A 16,862-nucleotide genomic window follows, 5' to 3' on the forward strand; every position below is an offset into this window, starting at 1 on the left:
CAGTCTCGCACGACCGGCTGCACGCACATTCGCCTTTGCAAAGGCAGCCACAAAGCCCAGCCACCAGCAAAGGCGAGGAGGAATGAGCCATTCTTCTGATCAAATTTCAAGTATCAGATGGTGAAATTGATGCAATCTGGCTTGGGCGAGGCTGACCTTAAGGTTAGTTTGTCGCTCCAGCGCCGCGGCAGACGCACGTTTTCACACGAAATTGCTCAACCGTGCGACAAAAGAACATCTCGGCTCTGATCGGTCAATCGACCAATCAGCGCCCGCGCCGCGCTGCTGGCATAACGGTCAGGATGGCGCAGCACGGAAAAATCCCGGCGCGGCAGATCGACGGGGACGGATTGAAGCCGCCCGGAGGCAATCGCTGCTGCGACCACATGCTCGGAAATGATGGTTGCGCCGGCACCCGCCTCGACGGCCTCTCGGACGGCCTCGTTGCTGGGCAGAACGAGCGAGATCGCCAGATCATCGATTTTAATGCCCTCGCGCGACGCGAGTTCTTCAAGCACGGCACGCGTTCCCGACCCTGCCTCCCGGATGACCCAGGACAGTGATGTGAGATCGATCCCGCCAGCCTCGCTCGCAACGGGCAGGACGCGCCCCGCGGCCACCACGAGCACCAGCCTGTCGCGGTCGACGAGGCGGCGGAGGAGCTCCGTATGTCGGATGGGTCCTTCGACGAGACCGAGATCCGCCCGCCCTTCGGCAACGGCATCCTCCACGTGGCGGGTATTGCCGATGACGACGTCGAGAGCGACGCCCGGAAACGTCTCGTGAAAGGCGGCCAGGCGCCGCGGCAGCCAGTAATTGGCGATCGTCTGGCTGGCCGCGATGGCGACGCTGCCGCGGGCCGGATCTGCGATGTCCTCGAGGACATTCTGCGCCGAGGCCACCTGCTTGAGGACGGCGCGTGCCTCCGGCAGGAAGCGCTCGCCCGTCTCCGTCAGTTCGATGCCCCGCCCCACCCGGTCGAACAGGCGGGCGCCGTAACGTTTTTCCAACGCGGCGATAGCCGCAGAAGCGGCCGACTGCGTCAGGCCGAGAGCGGCTGCCGCTCGGGTCACGTGCCGCCGCTCGGCGACGGCAACGAAGACGCGCAATTGATCGAGGGTCATGCCGCAATGATCGACGCAAATGCTCGATCAGACAATACGCATGCGGAGTTCCGATGAATCGGAGTTTCGGCGCGCGGCGCCTCAAGCAACCTCTTGTCAGGCGATGCGCGTACCGTCCTGCGGATCGAAGAACACGGAACGCGTCATATTGAAGGCGAGCTTCACCTGCCCGTCCTCCTCGATCGGGCTGTTGGCTCGAAGCCGCGCCGTGAATTCCTTGCCGCCGAGATGCGTCACGACATAGGTGTCGGCACCCGTCGGCTCCACCATCTCAGCTCGGCAGCTCGCCTCCACGAGATGGCCGGCCTTCTGGTCGGCAGCATCCGGATCCGTCACCGCTTCCGGACGGATGCCGAAAGTGATGGTCCGGCCCACCCAGTCACCGAGCTGATCAGCCACACCCTCCCGCACGGGCAGGAAAAGCGCGCCGTTTGAGCGCTGTTTCAACGAGACACCGATCGCCCCATCCTGCTTCTGCACTTCGGCAGGCACGAGGTTCATCGCCGGCGACCCCATAAAATCCGCCACGAAGAGATTGGACGGATTGTTGTAGACCTCTTCCGGCGAGCCGAATTGCTGCAGCACGCCATCTTTCAGGATCGCGATCGTACTCGCGAGCGTCATCGCCTCGATCTGATCGTGCGTCACATAGACGATGGTGGTCCCGAGCGACGCGTGAAGCCGTTTGATCTCCATGCGCATGTCGACGCGCAGCTTTGCGTCGAGGTTCGACAGCGGCTCGTCGAACAGGAAGACCTGCGGTTTGCGCACCAGCGCCCGCCCCATGGCGACGCGCTGGCGCTGGCCGCCGGAAAGCTGGCCCGGACGGCGATTGAGAAGCTTCTCGATCTGCAGCATCTCCGCCACTTCCTGGATCGCCCGGTCCCGCTCGTCTTTGGGGACGCCCCGCATTTCCAGGCCGAAGGCAAGGTTTTTTGCCACCGACATGTTCGGGTAGAGCGCATAGGACTGGAACACCATGGCGATGTCCCGCTCCGACGGTTTGAGCTCGTTGACGCGCTCGCCGGCGATGCGGATCTCGCCCTTCGTCACGCTTTCTAGCCCCGCAATCGTATTGAGGAGCGTCGACTTTCCGCAGCCGGAGGGACCGACAAGCACGAGGAAGTCCCCCTCCTCAACGGCGAGATCGATGCCCTTCAGAACGTCGGTCTGGCCGAAGGATTTATAGAGACCGTCGATTTCAAGAAACGCCATGTTCAGCCCTTCACAGCGCCGGCCATCAGCCCGCGCACGAAATAACGCCCCGACACGATGTAGACGACAAGCGTCGGCAGAGCGGCCAGCACGGCCCCGGCGAAGTGAACATTGTATTCCTTCACGCCGGTGGACGAGCTGACGAGGTTGTTGAGCGCCACCGTCATCGGTTGCGAATCGAAGTCGGAGAACGAGGCTCCGAAGAGGAAGTCGTTCCAGATATTGGTGAACTGCCAGATGATCGTAACGACGATGATCGGCCCGGAACTCGGCAGGAGAATGCGCCAGAAGATGCGGAAGAAGCCCGCCCCGTCGACCTGAGCGGAGCGGATGAGCTCCGTTGGGAACGCCGCGTAATAATTGCGGAAGAAGAGCGTCGTGAAGCCGAGCCCGTAGACCACATGCACGAGGACGAGGCCCGGAACCGTGCCGGCGATACCGAGCGTACCGAGCACCTTCGCCATCGGAATGAGCACGATCTGGAACGGGATGAAGCAGGAGAAAAGTATCAGCCCGAAGACGATGGAATCGCCCTTGAACCGGTACTTGGTCAAGACGTAGCCGTTGATCGCACCGAGAACCATCGAGATGGTAACGGCCGGGATCACCATCAGGAACGAATTGACGAAATAGGGTTTGAGCCCGGTCGCCTGCACGCCCACCTGCGCCTCGCTCCATGCCGAAAGCCATGGCTGAAGCGTCCAGTGCTGCGGCGGCGCAATGAGATTGCCGGAGCGGATCTCATCGAGCGGCTTGACCGAATTCAAAAGCATGATGACGAGCGGCAGGAGATAATAGACCGCAAAGACGATCAGCACCGCGTAGAGGATCGCCCGTCCAAAGACAGAGCCCGACCCCAGCTGCGGGCCTTCGGTTGCCGTGCTCATTGCTCTCGCTCCGTCGACAGCTCGCTGTAGAGGTAAGGCACGATGATCGACGCGACCATCATCAGCATCACCACCGCGGAGGCCGCACCGACGGCCATCTGGCTGCGTGTGAAGGTGTAGGAATACATGAACGTCGCCGGGACCTCGGTCGCACGCCCCGGCCCGCCATTGGTGAGCGCCACGACGAGGTCGTAGGATTTGATCGCCATATGGGCGAGGACGACGAAGGCCGACAGGAAGGCCGGCCGCAGCATCGGAATGATGATGCGCCGATAGAGTTGCCAGGGCCCCGCCCCATCGATCTGGGCGGCACGCATGATTTCCGTGTCGATCCCCCGAAGGCCTGCCAGAAACATCGCCATGACGAAGCCCGATGACTGCCAGACGGCCGCAATCACGACGGTGTAGATCGCCATTTCGCGGTCCTTGATCCAGCCGAAATGGAAACTCGTCCAGCCGAGCGCATGCATGGTGTGGTCGAGCCCGATGCCGGGATCGAGAAACCATTTCCACGCCGTGCCCGTGACGATGAAGGAGAGCGCCATCGGGTAGAGATAGATCGGCCGCAAGACGCCTTCGCCGCGGATCTTCTGGTCGAGAAGAATAGCGAGCAGCAGCCCGAGCACGCAGCAGATGACGATGTAGAGAGACCCGAAGATCGCGAGGTTCTTGAGTGCGATCCACCAGTTCGGCAGGTCGAAGAGTTTGACGTAATTGCCGAGGCCGATGAAGTCGAAGCGCGGCAGAAGCGTCGAGCTCGTCATCGACAGATAGACGGTGAAAATGATGAAGCCGTAGACGAAGAGGACGATAACGGCAAAGCTCGGCGCAAGAACGATGCGCGGCAGCCAGTCCTGCAGGCCGCGCCGGAACGCGCCTGATCGGCGCGGACGCACAAGCGGCTCCGTGGCGGTGGTGGAAGTCGCAGTCACTGGGGCGCCCTCAACGCTGAAGATGATGGGAAACCCCGGCCTGAGGCGGCCGGGGCGAAATCATCAGAAGCGTCAGCGGGCCGACGCAACGGCGTCGACGAGAGCCTGAACGGCCTCCTCGGACGTGTACTCGCCGTTGAAATGCGCCGTGACGACGTCGAAGACGGCATTCTTCACGGCAGACGGCGCGCCATAGCCATGCGCGAGCGAACCATAGAGATGGTTGTTGTCATTGGCCTCGGCGAGCTGCTTCATGCCTTTCTGACCGCAGGCATCGAACTCGTCCGGCGCAATGTCGGTCCGCGCCGGCACGGAGCCCTTCACCTTGTTGAAGGCGATCTGGAATTCCGGCGACATGACGGCGGAAGCGAGCTTCAGCTGCGCGTCGCGCTTGTCTTCGCCCACCTTGAACATCACGAACTGGTCGGAGTTGAAGAGAACCGAGCCTTCCGTGCCGGGGAAGCGCTGGCAGACAAAGTCCTCGCCCGGCTTCATGTCGGCGCGCAGGAACTCACCCTTCGCCCAGTCACCCATGAACTGAAGCGCGGCCTTGCCATTGATGACCATGGCGGTGGCGAGGTTCCAGTCGCGGCCGGAGAAGTTCGGATCGACATATTCGTGAAGCTTCGACATCCGGTCGAAGGCCTGCTTCATCGTATCGGAGCCGAGCGCCTCTTCGTCGAAATCGTTGAGCGCTTTCTGGTAGAAATCCGGACCGCCCGTGGCGAGCACGACGGCTTCAAACACGGTCGCGTCCTGCCAGGGCTGACCGCCATAGGCGATCGGGGTGTAGCCAGCTTCCTTGATCTTATCGAGAACCTGGATCAGCTGATCCCAGTCCTTAATGTCGCCTTCGACACCGACCTCGTCGAAGATCTTCTTGTTGGCCCACATCCAGTTCGTCGAATGCACGTCGACCGGCGCGGCGATCCACTGGCCTTCGCTGTTCTTGGAGAATTTCTGCAGAGCGGTCGGAACGACGTTGTCCCAGTTTTCCTTCGACGCGAGATCGGAAAGATCGGCGACCACGCCCTGGTCGGCCCATTCGGTGATGTCGTAGCCAAGCATCTGCACGGCAGTCGGCGCATTGCCTGAAGTCACGCGAGAGCGCAGCACGGTCATCGCCTGGACGCCCGAGCCGCCGGCCACAGGCATGTCTTCCCAGGTGACGCCTTCTTCTTCGAGCTGTTTCTTCAGAACGTTGAGCGCTGCAGCTTCACCGCCGGCGGTCCACCAATGCAGCACTTCCACGGTCTCTTGAGCCGCAGCACTTCCCACAAACAACGCCGCGCCAGTGGCAAGGCCAGCGAACGTCGATACGAATTTCTTGTACATGAGTTGGAAAACCTCCCGAATAATCCACCGTCGTGTGGCTTCCGGCCGATTGCTCGAACCGACCGCGGCGGTAGTCCAATCTGTAACGTTACAGATCGCCGCAAGTCAAACGCTACAAGCCGTTTGCAGAAGCGGGAATGCGCGGCATAGGATGCCACCCCCATCAGGAGGCGAAGACATGCCGCCAAAGCGGCCCGAGTTCCGAAAGATCAGCGATAACAAGAAACAAGACAGCTTTGCGCGCCCCACTTTGCGCACTTTGGCGGAACTGACAGGGCTTGGTGTCACGACGGTTTCGCGCGCCCTGAAGGATGCTCCAGAACTTTCGGTTGAGACGAAGGCAAGAGTGCGCGCTCTTGCTGAGGAGATCGGCTATAGACCCGACCGGGCGGGGATTCGGCTGCGCACCGGCAAGACCCTCGTCATCGCTCTCGTCCTCGATCAAAGCGACGCGATCGCCGAATTCGCCCGCCGCATGATCTTCGGCATTTCGGAGATTTTGCGCGACACGCCCTACCATCTCGTCGTCTTTCCACAGGTGATGGGCAGCGACCCGATGGAGCCGATCACCTATATCGCGGAGACGGCAGCCGCAGATGGCGTGATCTTCACCCATACGCGGCCGCAGGATCCGCGCGTGAAGCTCCTTTTGGAGCGCGGCATGCCTTTCGTCACGCACGGCAGGACTCGGCTCGGCCATCCGCATCCCTTCCATGATTTCGACAACGAGACGTTTGCCCGGCTCGCCGTGGAGCACCTCGTCGCGCGCGGCCGCAAGCGGCTTGCGCTCGTCACGCCGCGCCCGGAATTCACATATGCGGAGTTCATGCTGAAAGGCTTCCGGGAAGCGGCAGATCGCGCCCGGGTCCAGCATGACCTGATGCCGGGGCTCGATCTCGATTCAAGGTCGCAAGCATTCCGCAAGGCGGCGATGCGGCTTGGCGAGGCGGAAAACCCCTTCGACGGCTTCATCTGCGCCAGCGAAACCCGCTCGGTTGCGCTGATGGCGGGCCTCAACGATGCGGGGCGCATCGTCGGCCGCGACGTCGATGTGGTCGCCAAGGAAACCTCGGATCTCCTCGACAACGTCTGGCCGCCGATCGATTCCTTTTGCGAAGACCTAGTCCTCGCCGGCAAGGAACTCGCAAGCTTCCTGCTCGCGCGCATGCGCGGAGCGCCGGTGGACACCCTCACCTCCCTCGCCACCCCGGGCTTCCGTCAGCGCACCGGCCGTCCCTGTGCCGGAAAGCACACGCTGTGATTTAAGCCTAAGCACTCCTCAGAGGCACCCATGCGACGCTCAGACATCAACGCCATCATCAGGCAGTCGGACGAATTCATCCGCTCTTTCGGCTTTCTGCTGCCGCCCTTTGCCTATTGGCGCCCGAAGGAAATGCAGGCGCGGCTGAGCGAGATCGAAGGCATCGTCTCCGGCCGCCTCGGCTGGGACATCACCGATTACGGCGGTGGCGATTTCGATAAGCTCGGGCTTTTCCTCTTCACCGTCAGAAACGGCGACACGGCCGATCTCGCCCGCGGCTGCGGCATGCTCTATGCGGAAAAGATCATGATCTCGCGGCGCGATCAGATCTCTCCGATGCATCGCCACGTGATCAAGGCGGAAGACATCATCAACCGCGGCGGCGGCACGCTGGCACTCGAGCTGTTTGCCTCCGATCCGGACGGCAACATCGACCAGGAAGCCGAAGTGCTGGTCGCGACCGACGGGATCTGGCGCCGCCTGCCGGCGGGCGGAACATTGCTGCTGCAACCGGGAGAAAGCGTCACCTTGCGGCCAGGCATGTGGCACGCCTTCTGGGCGGAAGGCAAAGACACGCTCATCGGCGAAGTCTCCACCGTCAACGACGACCTGACGGACAACATTTTCCGCGATCCCGTCAGCCGTTTTTCAACGATCGAGGAGGACGAGGAGCCGTTGCACCTCCTCGTCTCCGATTATCCGGCCTGGCTGGAAAACGCCTCGGGCCGGGCGGTCGCCGGCTCGTAAGCGCGGCCGCTCACCTCTCCGCCGAGCGCGCCCACAGATTGACCCCGCCTTCGACGGCATAGCGGTCGATGTCGGAAAGCTCCTGCTGAGAGAATTTGCGTTTCTCGAGCGCATCGACGAGCTCGCTCACCTGTTCGGGACGGCTCGCGCCGATCAGCGCCGTTGTCACCCGCGGGTCGCGCAAAACCCAGGAGATCGCCATCTGCGCCAGGCTCTGGCCGCGACGCTGGGCGATCTCGTTGAGGCCGCGGATACGGCTCAGATTGTCGTCACTCAAGAAGTCGGAGGAGAGCGTCTTGTCTTGCGCGGCACGGCTCTCCTTCGGCACCCCGCCGAGATATTTGTTGGTCAGCATGCCCTGAGCGAGCGGCGAGAAGACGATCGTACCCATGCCCTCTCCCTGCAGCGTATCGAGAAGTCCGTCCTCCTCGATCCAGCGGTTGATGAGCGAGTAGCTCGGCTGATGGATGAGGCAGGGCACGCGCATCTCGCGCAGGATGGCCACCGCCTCGCGCGTGCGCTCAGAATTGTAAGAGGACAGCCCGACATAGAGCGCCTTGCCCTGCTGCACGGCCGAGGCGAGCGCGCCCATCGTCTCCTCGAGCGGCGTCTCCGGATCGAAACGGTGCGAGTAGAAGATATCGACATAGTCGAGCCCGAGACGCTTCAGGCTCTGATCGAGGCTCGACAGAAGGTATTTGCGGCTTCCCCATTCGCCATAGGGCCCGGGCCACATGCGGTAGCCCGCCTTTGTGGAGATGACGAGTTCGTGGCGGTGCGCGGCGAAATCGCTTTTCAGCATCCGCCCGAAGAACACTTCCGCAGCACCCGGGGGCGGGCCGTAATTGTTGGCGAGGTCGAAATGGGTGATGCCCTGATCGAAGGCCGTCCGGCAGATCGCCCGCGCTACGTCCTCGCGCGCGTCTTCACCGAAATTGTGCCAAAGGCCGAGCGACAGGGCCGGCAGCAGAAGCCCGCTCTTGCCACAGCGGCTATACGTCATGTCTTCGTAGCGGTTCGGCGCGGGCCGGTAGCTTGCGCTCGTCATCACCTCTCCCCTCATGTGTCCAGTCGACGCGTGCCCCTGAGAAACCCCATCGGCGCGGAGCATCACGCAAATTGTCTTGGAGGACATAGCGCATGGTCGCAGGAGACGACACCCGCAGCAGGACCGAGGCACGGCCATAGCTTCCTCACCAAAGTCGGACGCGAAAAGGATGACCCTGCGAAAGCCCCGCGATATGAGGGGTCGGGACGATCGGCACCTGACGGGCTGCGCCGGCTGGAATGCAAAGAACGGGAACGGAATGAACCAGAACAGCGACTTGCCGGCACATGTCGTGGAAGATCAAAGCGCCGTCTTCGCCTTCCTTGCCGATCCCGCGACCCACGGCCTTGAAAACGAGATCAAGCGCATCGACACGCATGGTGCGGTCGTTTTCCTTGCCGGCGAGGACGTCTACAAGCTGAAGCGCGCCGTCAAATTTCCCTTCATGGATTACTCCACGCTCGCATTGCGCAAGACTGCCTGCGAGCGGGAAATCGCCGTCAACAAGGAAGCCGCACCGGACATCTATCTCGGTATCGTGGCAATCACCCGTGATGGCGACGCGCTGACGCTCGGAGGCGACGGCGAGCCCATCGAATGGGCGGTCCATATGCGCCGCTTCGACGAGACAAAGACCCTCGATCTCATCGCCGAAAAGCAGGGACTTCCCCAGGAGCTGTTGAAGTCTCTCGTCAAAGAAATCCTCGCCGCCCATCAGCGCGCGCCCAGGCGCGACACCGGTCCGGCGATCGCCTCCCTCGCCTCCTATCTCGAGCAGAACAGCGAGGCCTACGCCGAAAATCCCGAGCTCTATCCACAGGACCGAGCTGCCGCTCTGACCGAGGCCTCGGAAACGGCCCTTGCCGCGCTCACACCGCTCCTCCAGGCGCGCGGAGAGGCCGGCTTCGTGCGCCGCTGTCACGGCGATCTGCATCTGCGCAACATCGTCCTGATTGCGGACAAACCGACGATCTTCGACGCGGTCGAATTCGACGAAGCGATCGCAACAGGCGACGTCCTCTACGACCTCGGCTTCCTCCTCATGGATTTGTGGGAGCGCGGCCTCCACCGCGAAGCGAACATCGTCATGAACCGCTATCTGTGGGGCAGCGATGCATCCGAGATCGACGGGCTCGCGGCCCTGCCCTTGTTTCTCTCCATCCGTGCCACCATCCGCTCCAAGGTCATCGCCGCCGCGCTTCCTCACCTCGACGGGGAGGAAAAAACGGCAAAGGCAGCCGAAGCCCGCCGGTATTTTGCTGCCGCAGAAGCGTTCCTTCAGCCGGTACGGCCACGCCTCGTGGCGATCGGCGGGCTTTCAGGCTCCGGCAAGACGACCCTTGCCGCGCGTATCGCGCCGCAATTCGGTCGCGCACCGGGCGCGGTGCATCTTCGAAGCGATATCGAGCGCAAGCGCCTCGCCGGAGTCGGCGAGACGGAACGTCTTCCGGACAGCGCGTATGCGTCGGATTTCACCTCCCGCGTCTTCGACACGCTCTGGCACAAGGCGGAGCGTGCCTTGAAGGCCGGCGCGAGCGTCATCGTCGATGCCGTCCACGCGACACCGGAGGAGCGGCGACAGGTGGAGATCGTCGCCAGGGAAAATGGCGCCGATTTCGTGGGCCTTTGGCTCGAGGCACCCATCGAGACCCTGATCGACCGCGTGCGCCATCGCAGCAACGACGCATCCGACGCCACGGCCGAAATCGTCCGCCGCCAGACGGGCTACGAGATCGGCGAGATCGCGTGGCCGCGCCTCACCGTGACAGGAAGCGTGGACGATTCCGTTGCCCGAGCCCTGAAAACTCTCGGCTTCTCCGCCGATCGATAACGCGCCGCTCAAGGAATCAGGACGGCGGCCCCGGTGAGTGCCCCCGATCGTAAGTCCGTAAGAGCGTCATTGGCTCTGTCCAACGGATAGGAAACCGTCGTCGTTCGCACCGGCACCTCGGGCGCCAGCGCCAGGAATTCATCGCCGTCGGCGCGTGTGAGATTGGCGACCGAGCGGACGACACGCTCGCCCCACAAGAGTTCGTAGGGAAAGCTCGGAATGTCGCTCATATGGATGCCGCCGCAGACGACAACTCCACCTTTCTTCACCGCCTTCAAGGCTGCAGGAACGAGCGCGCCCACCGGGGCGAAGATGATGGCCGCATCGAGTTCGTCCGGGGGTTGATCGGAGGAATCACCGGCCCACACGGCGCCGAGCTCTCGCGCAAAAGCCTGCGCTTTGAGGTCCCCCCGTCGGGTGAAGGCATAGACCGAGCGTCCCTGGTGGCGGGCCACCTGCGCCACGATATGCGCGGCAGCGCCAAAGCCATAAAGGCCGAGACGTTCGGCCTCTCCCGCCATCCTGAGGCAGCGATGACCGATGAGCCCGGCGCACAGAAGCGGCGCCATCTCCGCATCCGCTCCCCACTCGCCGAGAGGAAAGACGAAATGCGCATCGGCCACGCAGAACTCGGCATAACCGCCATCGATCGTGTAGCCGGTGAAGCCCGGACGGTCGCAGAGGTTCTCCTGTCCCGAACGGCAATAGCTGCAAGTTCCGCAGGTGTGGCCGAGCCAGGGAACGCCGACGCGATCGCCCTCTTTGAATCCGCTGACACTCCCGCCGCACGCCGCCACACGGCCAACGATTTCGTGACCGGGAATGAGCGGCAGTTTGGGGTTTTGGAGCTCCCCATCGACCATATGCAGATCGGTTCGGCACACCCCGCAGGCGGAAATCTCAATCAGCACCTCGCCAGGTCCTGGCCGTGGGCGGGCAAGATCCTTTAAGAGGAGAAGAGCGCCGGGCCGCTCCAAAACCATTGCGCGCATCGTCGCCGTCATGATCACCCTCCGCCATCCGGTGGAAAATGCTGCACCGCGGTAAATTTCACGTTGTTGCCACTCTCTGGCTTGACGCCGGTCAAAGCCGCGCCTCGTTAGGAGCATAGAACGGCAGCGCATCCGCAAGGAACATTTCCATGACCATCCGCAACCTGGACAAGGCCTTCGCACCGACTTCGGTCGCTCTTATCGGTGCAACGCCCCGCCCTGGCTCCGTCGGGGCCAAAGTGCTCGCCAATCTCCACAGCGCTGGGTTCAAGGGCCCGATCTGGACCGTCAATCCGAAATATCCCTCGATCGACGGCGAACGCTGCTTCCCCTCGATCAAGGATCTGCCCGACGCACCCGACCTCGCCATCATCGCCACGCCGCCGGAAGCCGTGCCCGGCCTGATCAAAGAGCTCGGAGAAAAGGGCACCCGCGCCGCCGTCGTGCTGACGGCCGGCATCGAGGAAGGCAACGGCCTGATGCAGGCCATGCTCGACGCCGCCCGGCCTTACACCCTGCGCATCATCGGCCCGAACTGCTTCGGCATCTTCCTGCCGCATATCGGGCTCAACGCGAGCTTCTCGCACATTTCGCCGCGTCCGGGTCGCCTTGCTCTATTGTCGCAATCAGGCGCCATCGCCTCCTCGATCATCGACTGGGCGGGCAATCACGCCATCGGCTTCTCGAAGATCATCACGCTCGGCAATATGGGCGACGTCGATGTCGGCGACTGCCTCAACCAGCTTGCGACGGACCGCGATACGACGGCGATCCTGATGTATCTGGAGACCGTCCCGCACGGTCGGAAATTCATGTCCGCCGCCCGCGCCGCCTCGCGCGCCAAGCCGATCGTCGTCGTCAAGGCTGGCCGCCACGCGGCCGCAGCCAAGGCTGCCCTCACCCACACCGGAGCGATCTCCGGCGCCGATGCGGTTGCCGACGCCGCCTTCCGCCGCGCCGGTCTTCTGCGGGTCGGGCAGATCGAACAACTCTTCGACGCCGCAGAAACCCTGACGCGCCTCAAACCAACCAAGAGCCGGCGCGTCGCTATCGTCACCAATGGTGGCGGCGTGGGCGTGCTCGCCGTCGACCAGCTGATGGATGAGGGTGGCGTCCTCGCCGAACTGTCCCCGGAGACGATCGAAGAACTCGACAAGGTGATGCCGCCGACCTGGTCGCGCACCAACCCGATGGACCTGATCGGCGACGCTCCGCCCGAGCGCTATGTAGCGGCGACGGAGGCGGCCCTTGCCGACCCGAACGTCGATGCGCTTCTCGTGCTCAATTGCCCGACAGCACTTTCTTCCGCAGATGGCGCCGCCGAAGCTGTCATCTCGACCGTCAAAGCCGACCGTGCCCGCCATCCCTACCCCAAGCCGGTTCTGACCTGCTGGCTCGGCGGTGAGACGGTGATGAAGGCACGCGAGAGGCTGCGCGCAGCAGGTGTCGCGACCTTCCTCAGCCCCTCGGACGCGATCCGCAGCGTCGGCTACCTGACCGACTGGCACAAGGCTCAGGCCCTGTTGATGCGCACGCCACCGAGCCTGCCGGATGATTTCACCTGGGATGCGGAGCGCGCCCGGGCCGTCATGGTGAAGGCGGCGGAGGAAGGCCGCAGCGTCCTGACGGAGCCGGAAGCCAAGGAGGTTCTCGCGGCCTTCGGCATTCCGATCGTCAAGACTGTGATCGCTCGCACGATCGAAGAGGTCGAAGAGACGGCGCGGGAGCTCTTGCGCGACCACAAGGCGGTCGTCGTGAAACTCCTGTCTGCCGAGATCACGCACAAATCCGATGTCGGCGGCGTCGTTCTCAACCTTTCGACGCCCGAAGAAGCCGTCAACGCTGTGCGCATCATCACCAAGCGGGTCGAACGCAGCCGGCCCGACGCGCATATCGAGGGCTTCACCGTGCAGCCGATGATCCGTCGCACGGCGGCCCATGAGCTGATCGTCGGCATCGGCAACGACCCGTTGTTCGGCCCGACGATCGTCTTCGGCGCCGGCGGAACGGCCGTCGAAGTCATTGCCGACAGCGCCACGGGCCTGCCGCCGCTCGATCGCAACCTTGCCCGCGATCTCATCGAGCAGACCCGCATCTCGCGCCTTCTCGACGGCTACCGGGACATTCCCCCCGCCGACATGAATGCGCTGGAGCTGAGCCTCATCCGCCTCTCGCAGATGGCGGTCGACCTGCCTTCGATCACGTCGCTCGACATCAACCCGCTTCTCGCTTCAAGCGACGGGGTGGTGGCGCTCGATGCGCGCGTCGCTTTCGATCCCAAGCAGGTGCACAAATCCGGGCCGAACCGCGACATGGCGATCCGTCCGTATCCGAGCGGCTGGGACAGCACGGCGGACCTCGCCAGCGGTGCCAGCGTGATCCTGCGGCCTCTGATGCCGACGGACGTGCATCTCTACCCGGAATTCCTCGGCAAATTGTCGCCCGAGGACATCCGCATGCGCTTCCTCGCACCGCTGAAGACGCTGCCGGAAGAGATGATCGCGCGGCTGACCCAGATCGACTATGCGCGCGACATGGCCTTCGTCGCACTCGATCCGGAATCGGGCGAGCTTCTCGGCGTTTCGCGACTTGCCGCAGATCCCGATCATGTCGAGGCCGAATATGCGGTGACCGTCCGAAGCGACATGAAGGGCCGCGGCATCGGCTGGCTGTTGATGAAGCAGATCATCGAATATGCGGCGGCCGATGGCATCGAACGGCTTTACGGCGTCATCCTGCCGGAAAACCACACGATGCTGTCGATGTGTCGAGAGCTTGGCTTCGTCGCCGTCTCGAGCCCCGAAGCCGACGGCCTGCGCCATGTGGTCATCCATCTTGAGGCCCCTGCCTCCGAAGAAGAGGCGGAAGCCTCCGTCGGATCGCAGCGCCCGCGGCTGATCCCGTCATAAACGGCACTTCAAAACCAAACGGAAACGGGCGCCTCGAAGGGCGCCCGTTTTCATTTTGCCTGATCCGATTTTCCGTCCGAGGCGATCTCGGCGGCTTAACGCCAGCGCAAGTCGAAGACGACCCGCGGCTGGAAGCCCTCCCCCTCATTCCGCACGACGGCCCGCGTTCCGCGGTGGACGAGGCTGCGGAAAAGCTCCTGGAAACAGCCGCTGTAATAGGCAAGGAGTACGGCGTCGGTCGGCGTTCCCCGGACCGGCCCGCCTGCGATCGACACAACGACCGGATGGCTCGGCACGAAGGTGACGGCACCGCTGCCGACGAAGGTCCACGCATGGCGCCGGATCGCCGCGAGGAATAGCCGTGCCCTGAGCCAGGGCGGCAGAAACGGCATGATACGCTGGAAAGGCTTCGGAATGCGGCGCGCCAGGAGATAGGTCGCGGTCAATTCTCCGGCGTGGAAGGCGGCGTCCTCGGCCTCCTGCGGGGCCAGAACGGCAAGCGCCGCATCATGGAGGCGCATCACCTCCCGCTCATCGACCATTTCGGTCGGCGGAGCATCGAGATAATGCAAAAGGCCCGCCTGAGCGAACACGCTCTGGCAGGCCTCTCGCCCCACAATGGCGTTCAACGCCTCATCCATGCGGATGATGGCATTGGGTCCAATTCGCGCGGCCGGTTGAGACGGGACGTGATCCGCAGCCGAAACCGCGCTCACGTCCCGCTCTCGCCCCCCGACTCGCGTCGGCTCGTCGGTCACGGCCATAGCCGCGCCCTAATGCACTGTCGCCCGCGGCTTCTCCGTCTCGGCCGGAGCGGGATTGGATGAGGTGATCGCCTCATCGTAATCGTCTCCATCCTCCGGAAGTCCCTTCGGAGCACCGCAAGCGCTGACGGCGGCCGGCGTCATCACCGCCTCGTCGTACTGATCGCCCTCGTCGATCTCCTCGGCATGACCGTTGGCACCATTGGCGCCGTTCACACCGTTGGCGGCGACCTCTGCAGGAACCCGCTTCTTCTTCAGTTTGCGCGGCGGCGGCGCGCTCTTCAGATCGGCAAGCTGGCGCCGATCGAGCGTGCGGGTCTCGTCGAAACCGAAATCGACCTTCTTCTTCGACTGCGGACCCCAGTAATTCACACGACCGAGATCGTAGAACTCACGCCGCATGCCCGACCGCATGAAGGCCTTCAGGCAGCCCATCATGTAACGCCGCAAGGTCTTGTCGCGGATCCACGGATAGTGGAACAGCATCTTGCGCATGTAGAAGCGGCGGTAATTGTGCATGACACGATCGAGCAGGGTCGCCCGATCCATCGCCGCCGGCTTCACGATCGGCGTGACGAAGTTGTACTTCTCGTAGTCGAAGATCTCGACCTTATCGCCGAGTTCCTGGAAAAGATCGGCAAACGGCCACGGCGTGTACATGGACCAGTTGGCCATCTCCGCGCCCCAGTCGATCACCATGCGGTAGGTTTCTTCCAGCGTCTCCGGCGTCTCGTTGTCGAGACCGACGATGAACTGCGCCTCCGCCATGATGCCGTTCTTCTTGAGAAGCTGAACGGCGCGTTTGTTCTGTGCGACCGTCGTCTCCTTGTTGAAGAGATCGAGCTTCAGCTGCGCAGCGGCTTCCGTGCCGAGCGACACGTGGATGAGGCCGGCCTTGCGATAGAGCGGCAGAAGCTTCTCGTCGCGGATGACGTCGGTAACGCGCGTGTTGATGCCCCACAGAACCGGCAGGTCGCGCTTCACCATCTCTTCGCAGAAGCGGATGAACTTCTTGCGGTGAATGGTGGGCTCTTCGTCGGCCAGGATGAAGAATCCGACCCCGTGGTTGCGCACCAGATCCTCGATCTCGTCGACGACCTTGAGCGGGTCGCGGACACGGTAGTTGCGCCAGAATTTCCACTGCGAGCAGAACGAGCAGGTGAAGGGGCAGCCGCGCGCAAAGTTCGGCACGGCGACGCGCGTGTTGAGCGGGATATAGATATACTTTTCCCAGTCGAGCACGCTCCAGTCCGGCTTGATCGTGTCGACATCGGCGATCGGCGGCTCGGCCGGCGTCGCGACGACCTGATCGCCGTCGCTATAGGCGATGCCGAGAACCTTCGACCGCGCTTCGGTCCAGTCGCCGCTTTGAAGCGCCTTCATCACATTGACGATGACGGCCTCGCCCTCGCCCCGGATGATGGCGTCGATCCACGGCGCCTCGGTCAGGACCTGGCGATACATGAAGCTCGCATGCACGCCGCCGATGATGGTCAACGCGTTCGGATGCTCTTCCTTCGCGATCTGAAGGACACGCTCGGCCTTATAGATGGACGGCGTGATCGAGGTGGCGCCGACGACGTCCGGCTTCTCCTCGCGGATGATACGTCTGAGCTCCTCATCCTCGATACGGTCGGTCATCGCATCAATGAAACGGATATCGGTAAAACCGGCCGTTTTCAGAGCGCCCGCCAGATAAGCAACCCATGCGGGTGGCCAGTTACCTGCGATCTCCGCGCCACCAGAATGGTAGTTCGGATGAATCATGAGAATGCGCATCGATTCCGTCTCCGGGAGAGGTCGCTTGACAGTTTCCA

The 16,862-nt window shown here is 63.0% G+C and carries 13 protein-coding genes; 4 read left to right on the forward strand and 9 right to left on the reverse strand.

Features of this window, described 5'->3' with window-relative positions:
* Nucleotides 1-215: 215 nt before the first annotated feature.
* The 5 genes from NYQ83_RS11560 to NYQ83_RS11580 form a co-directional block, all read right to left on the reverse strand.
* Nucleotides 216-1,124 (reverse strand): LysR family transcriptional regulator, encoded by a 909-nt coding sequence (locus tag NYQ83_RS11560; RefSeq protein WP_261214796.1) that lies wholly within the window; start codon nucleotides 1,122-1,124, stop codon nucleotides 216-218.
* 96 nt (nucleotides 1,125-1,220) lie between these two features.
* On the reverse strand, nucleotides 1,221-2,339 hold the full coding sequence (locus tag NYQ83_RS11565; protein ID WP_261214798.1) for an ABC transporter ATP-binding protein: 1,119 nt from the start codon (nucleotides 2,337-2,339) through the stop codon (nucleotides 1,221-1,223).
* A gap of 2 nt (nucleotides 2,340-2,341) precedes the next feature.
* The gene (locus tag NYQ83_RS11570) at nucleotides 2,342-3,226 is read right to left on the reverse strand and encodes a carbohydrate ABC transporter permease (protein WP_092810207.1); all 885 of its coding nucleotides are present in this window, start codon (nucleotides 3,224-3,226) and stop codon (nucleotides 2,342-2,344) included.
* Nucleotides 3,223-4,122, reverse strand: coding sequence for a carbohydrate ABC transporter permease (locus NYQ83_RS11575; RefSeq protein WP_261215188.1), 900 nt, complete (start codon nucleotides 4,120-4,122; stop codon nucleotides 3,223-3,225). Before NYQ83_RS11575 ends, NYQ83_RS11570 begins: the two co-directional genes overlap by 4 nt.
* 108 nt (nucleotides 4,123-4,230) lie before the next feature.
* Nucleotides 4,231-5,493 (reverse strand): ABC transporter substrate-binding protein, encoded by a 1,263-nt coding sequence (locus tag NYQ83_RS11580; protein WP_261214799.1) that lies wholly within the window; start codon nucleotides 5,491-5,493, stop codon nucleotides 4,231-4,233.
* A gap of 178 nt (nucleotides 5,494-5,671) precedes the next feature.
* Here NYQ83_RS11580 and NYQ83_RS11585 point away from each other — a divergent pair, with 178 nt between their 5' ends.
* On the forward strand, nucleotides 5,672-6,754 hold the full coding sequence (locus NYQ83_RS11585; RefSeq protein ID WP_164879559.1) for a LacI family transcriptional regulator: 1,083 nt from the start codon (nucleotides 5,672-5,674) through the stop codon (nucleotides 6,752-6,754).
* Nucleotides 6,755-6,784: 30 nt separating this feature from the next.
* On the forward strand, nucleotides 6,785-7,501 hold the full coding sequence (locus NYQ83_RS11590) for a D-lyxose/D-mannose family sugar isomerase (protein ID WP_261214802.1): 717 nt from the start codon (nucleotides 6,785-6,787) through the stop codon (nucleotides 7,499-7,501).
* Between the two features lie 10 nt (nucleotides 7,502-7,511).
* On the opposite strand, the gene mgrA is transcribed toward NYQ83_RS11590, so the two are convergent.
* The gene (mgrA, locus tag NYQ83_RS11595; protein ID WP_261214804.1) at nucleotides 7,512-8,549 is read right to left on the reverse strand and encodes an L-glyceraldehyde 3-phosphate reductase; all 1,038 of its coding nucleotides are present in this window, start codon (nucleotides 8,547-8,549) and stop codon (nucleotides 7,512-7,514) included.
* A 259-nt stretch (nucleotides 8,550-8,808) separates the two neighbouring features.
* Between mgrA and NYQ83_RS11600 the strand changes: the two genes are divergently transcribed.
* Nucleotides 8,809-10,380 carry an AAA family ATPase gene (locus tag NYQ83_RS11600; protein WP_261214806.1) on the forward strand — a complete coding sequence of 524 codons (1,572 nt, stop codon included), beginning with the start codon at nucleotides 8,809-8,811 and terminating at the stop codon, nucleotides 10,378-10,380.
* Between the two features lie 8 nt (nucleotides 10,381-10,388).
* Here NYQ83_RS11600 and NYQ83_RS11605 read toward each other — a convergent pair whose 3' ends face one another.
* A complete protein-coding gene (locus tag NYQ83_RS11605; protein ID WP_261215189.1) occupies nucleotides 10,389-11,372 on the reverse strand; it encodes a zinc-dependent alcohol dehydrogenase family protein in 984 nt (327 codons plus the stop codon).
* 149 nt (nucleotides 11,373-11,521) lie between these two features.
* Between NYQ83_RS11605 and NYQ83_RS11610 the strand changes: the two genes are divergently transcribed.
* Nucleotides 11,522-14,281, forward strand: a complete 2,760-nt coding sequence (locus tag NYQ83_RS11610) for a bifunctional acetate--CoA ligase family protein/GNAT family N-acetyltransferase (RefSeq protein ID WP_261214808.1) — start codon at nucleotides 11,522-11,524, stop codon at nucleotides 14,279-14,281.
* 95 nt (nucleotides 14,282-14,376) lie between these two features.
* Here NYQ83_RS11610 and bchJ read toward each other — a convergent pair whose 3' ends face one another.
* Entirely contained in the window at nucleotides 14,377-14,997 is a 621-nt protein-coding gene (bchJ, locus tag NYQ83_RS11615; protein WP_261214809.1) for a bacteriochlorophyll 4-vinyl reductase, read from the reverse strand.
* Between the two features lie 57 nt (nucleotides 14,998-15,054).
* The gene (gene bchE / locus NYQ83_RS11620) at nucleotides 15,055-16,824 is read right to left on the reverse strand and encodes a magnesium-protoporphyrin IX monomethyl ester anaerobic oxidative cyclase (RefSeq protein ID WP_261214810.1); all 1,770 of its coding nucleotides are present in this window, start codon (nucleotides 16,822-16,824) and stop codon (nucleotides 15,055-15,057) included.
* Nucleotides 16,825-16,862: the final 38 nt, after the last annotated feature.

The organism is Afifella sp. JA880 (assembly GCF_025379905.1).
GTDB classification, from domain to species: Bacteria; Pseudomonadota; Alphaproteobacteria; order Rhizobiales; family Afifellaceae; genus Afifella; species Afifella aestuarii.

What these genes read in the sequence shown, in the direction of transcription:
- NYQ83_RS11560 (WP_261214796.1), bottom strand. Translation starts at nt 1,124, where the DNA reads ATGACCCTCGATCAATTGCGCGTCTTCGTTGCCGTCGCCGAGCGGCGG.
- NYQ83_RS11565 (WP_261214798.1), bottom strand. Translation starts at nt 2,339, where the DNA reads ATGGCGTTTCTTGAAATCGACGGTCTCTATAAATCCTTCGGCCAGACC.
- NYQ83_RS11570 (WP_092810207.1), bottom strand. Translation starts at nt 3,226, where the DNA reads ATGAGCACGGCAACCGAAGGCCCGCAGCTGGGGTCGGGCTCTGTCTTT.
- NYQ83_RS11580 (WP_261214799.1), bottom strand. Translation starts at nt 5,493, where the DNA reads ATGTACAAGAAATTCGTATCGACGTTCGCTGGCCTTGCCACTGGCGCG.
- NYQ83_RS11585 (WP_164879559.1), top strand. Translation starts at nt 5,672, where the DNA reads ATGCCGCCAAAGCGGCCCGAGTTCCGAAAGATCAGCGATAACAAGAAA.
- NYQ83_RS11590 (WP_261214802.1), top strand. Translation starts at nt 6,785, where the DNA reads ATGCGACGCTCAGACATCAACGCCATCATCAGGCAGTCGGACGAATTC.
- mgrA (WP_261214804.1), bottom strand. Translation starts at nt 8,549, where the DNA reads ATGACGAGCGCAAGCTACCGGCCCGCGCCGAACCGCTACGAAGACATG.
- NYQ83_RS11600 (WP_261214806.1), top strand. Translation starts at nt 8,809, where the DNA reads ATGAACCAGAACAGCGACTTGCCGGCACATGTCGTGGAAGATCAAAGC.
- NYQ83_RS11605 (WP_261215189.1), bottom strand. Translation starts at nt 11,372, where the DNA reads ATGCGCGCAATGGTTTTGGAGCGGCCCGGCGCTCTTCTCCTCTTAAAG.
- NYQ83_RS11610 (WP_261214808.1), top strand. Translation starts at nt 11,522, where the DNA reads ATGACCATCCGCAACCTGGACAAGGCCTTCGCACCGACTTCGGTCGCT.
- bchE (WP_261214810.1), bottom strand. Translation starts at nt 16,824, where the DNA reads ATGCGCATTCTCATGATTCATCCGAACTACCATTCTGGTGGCGCGGAG.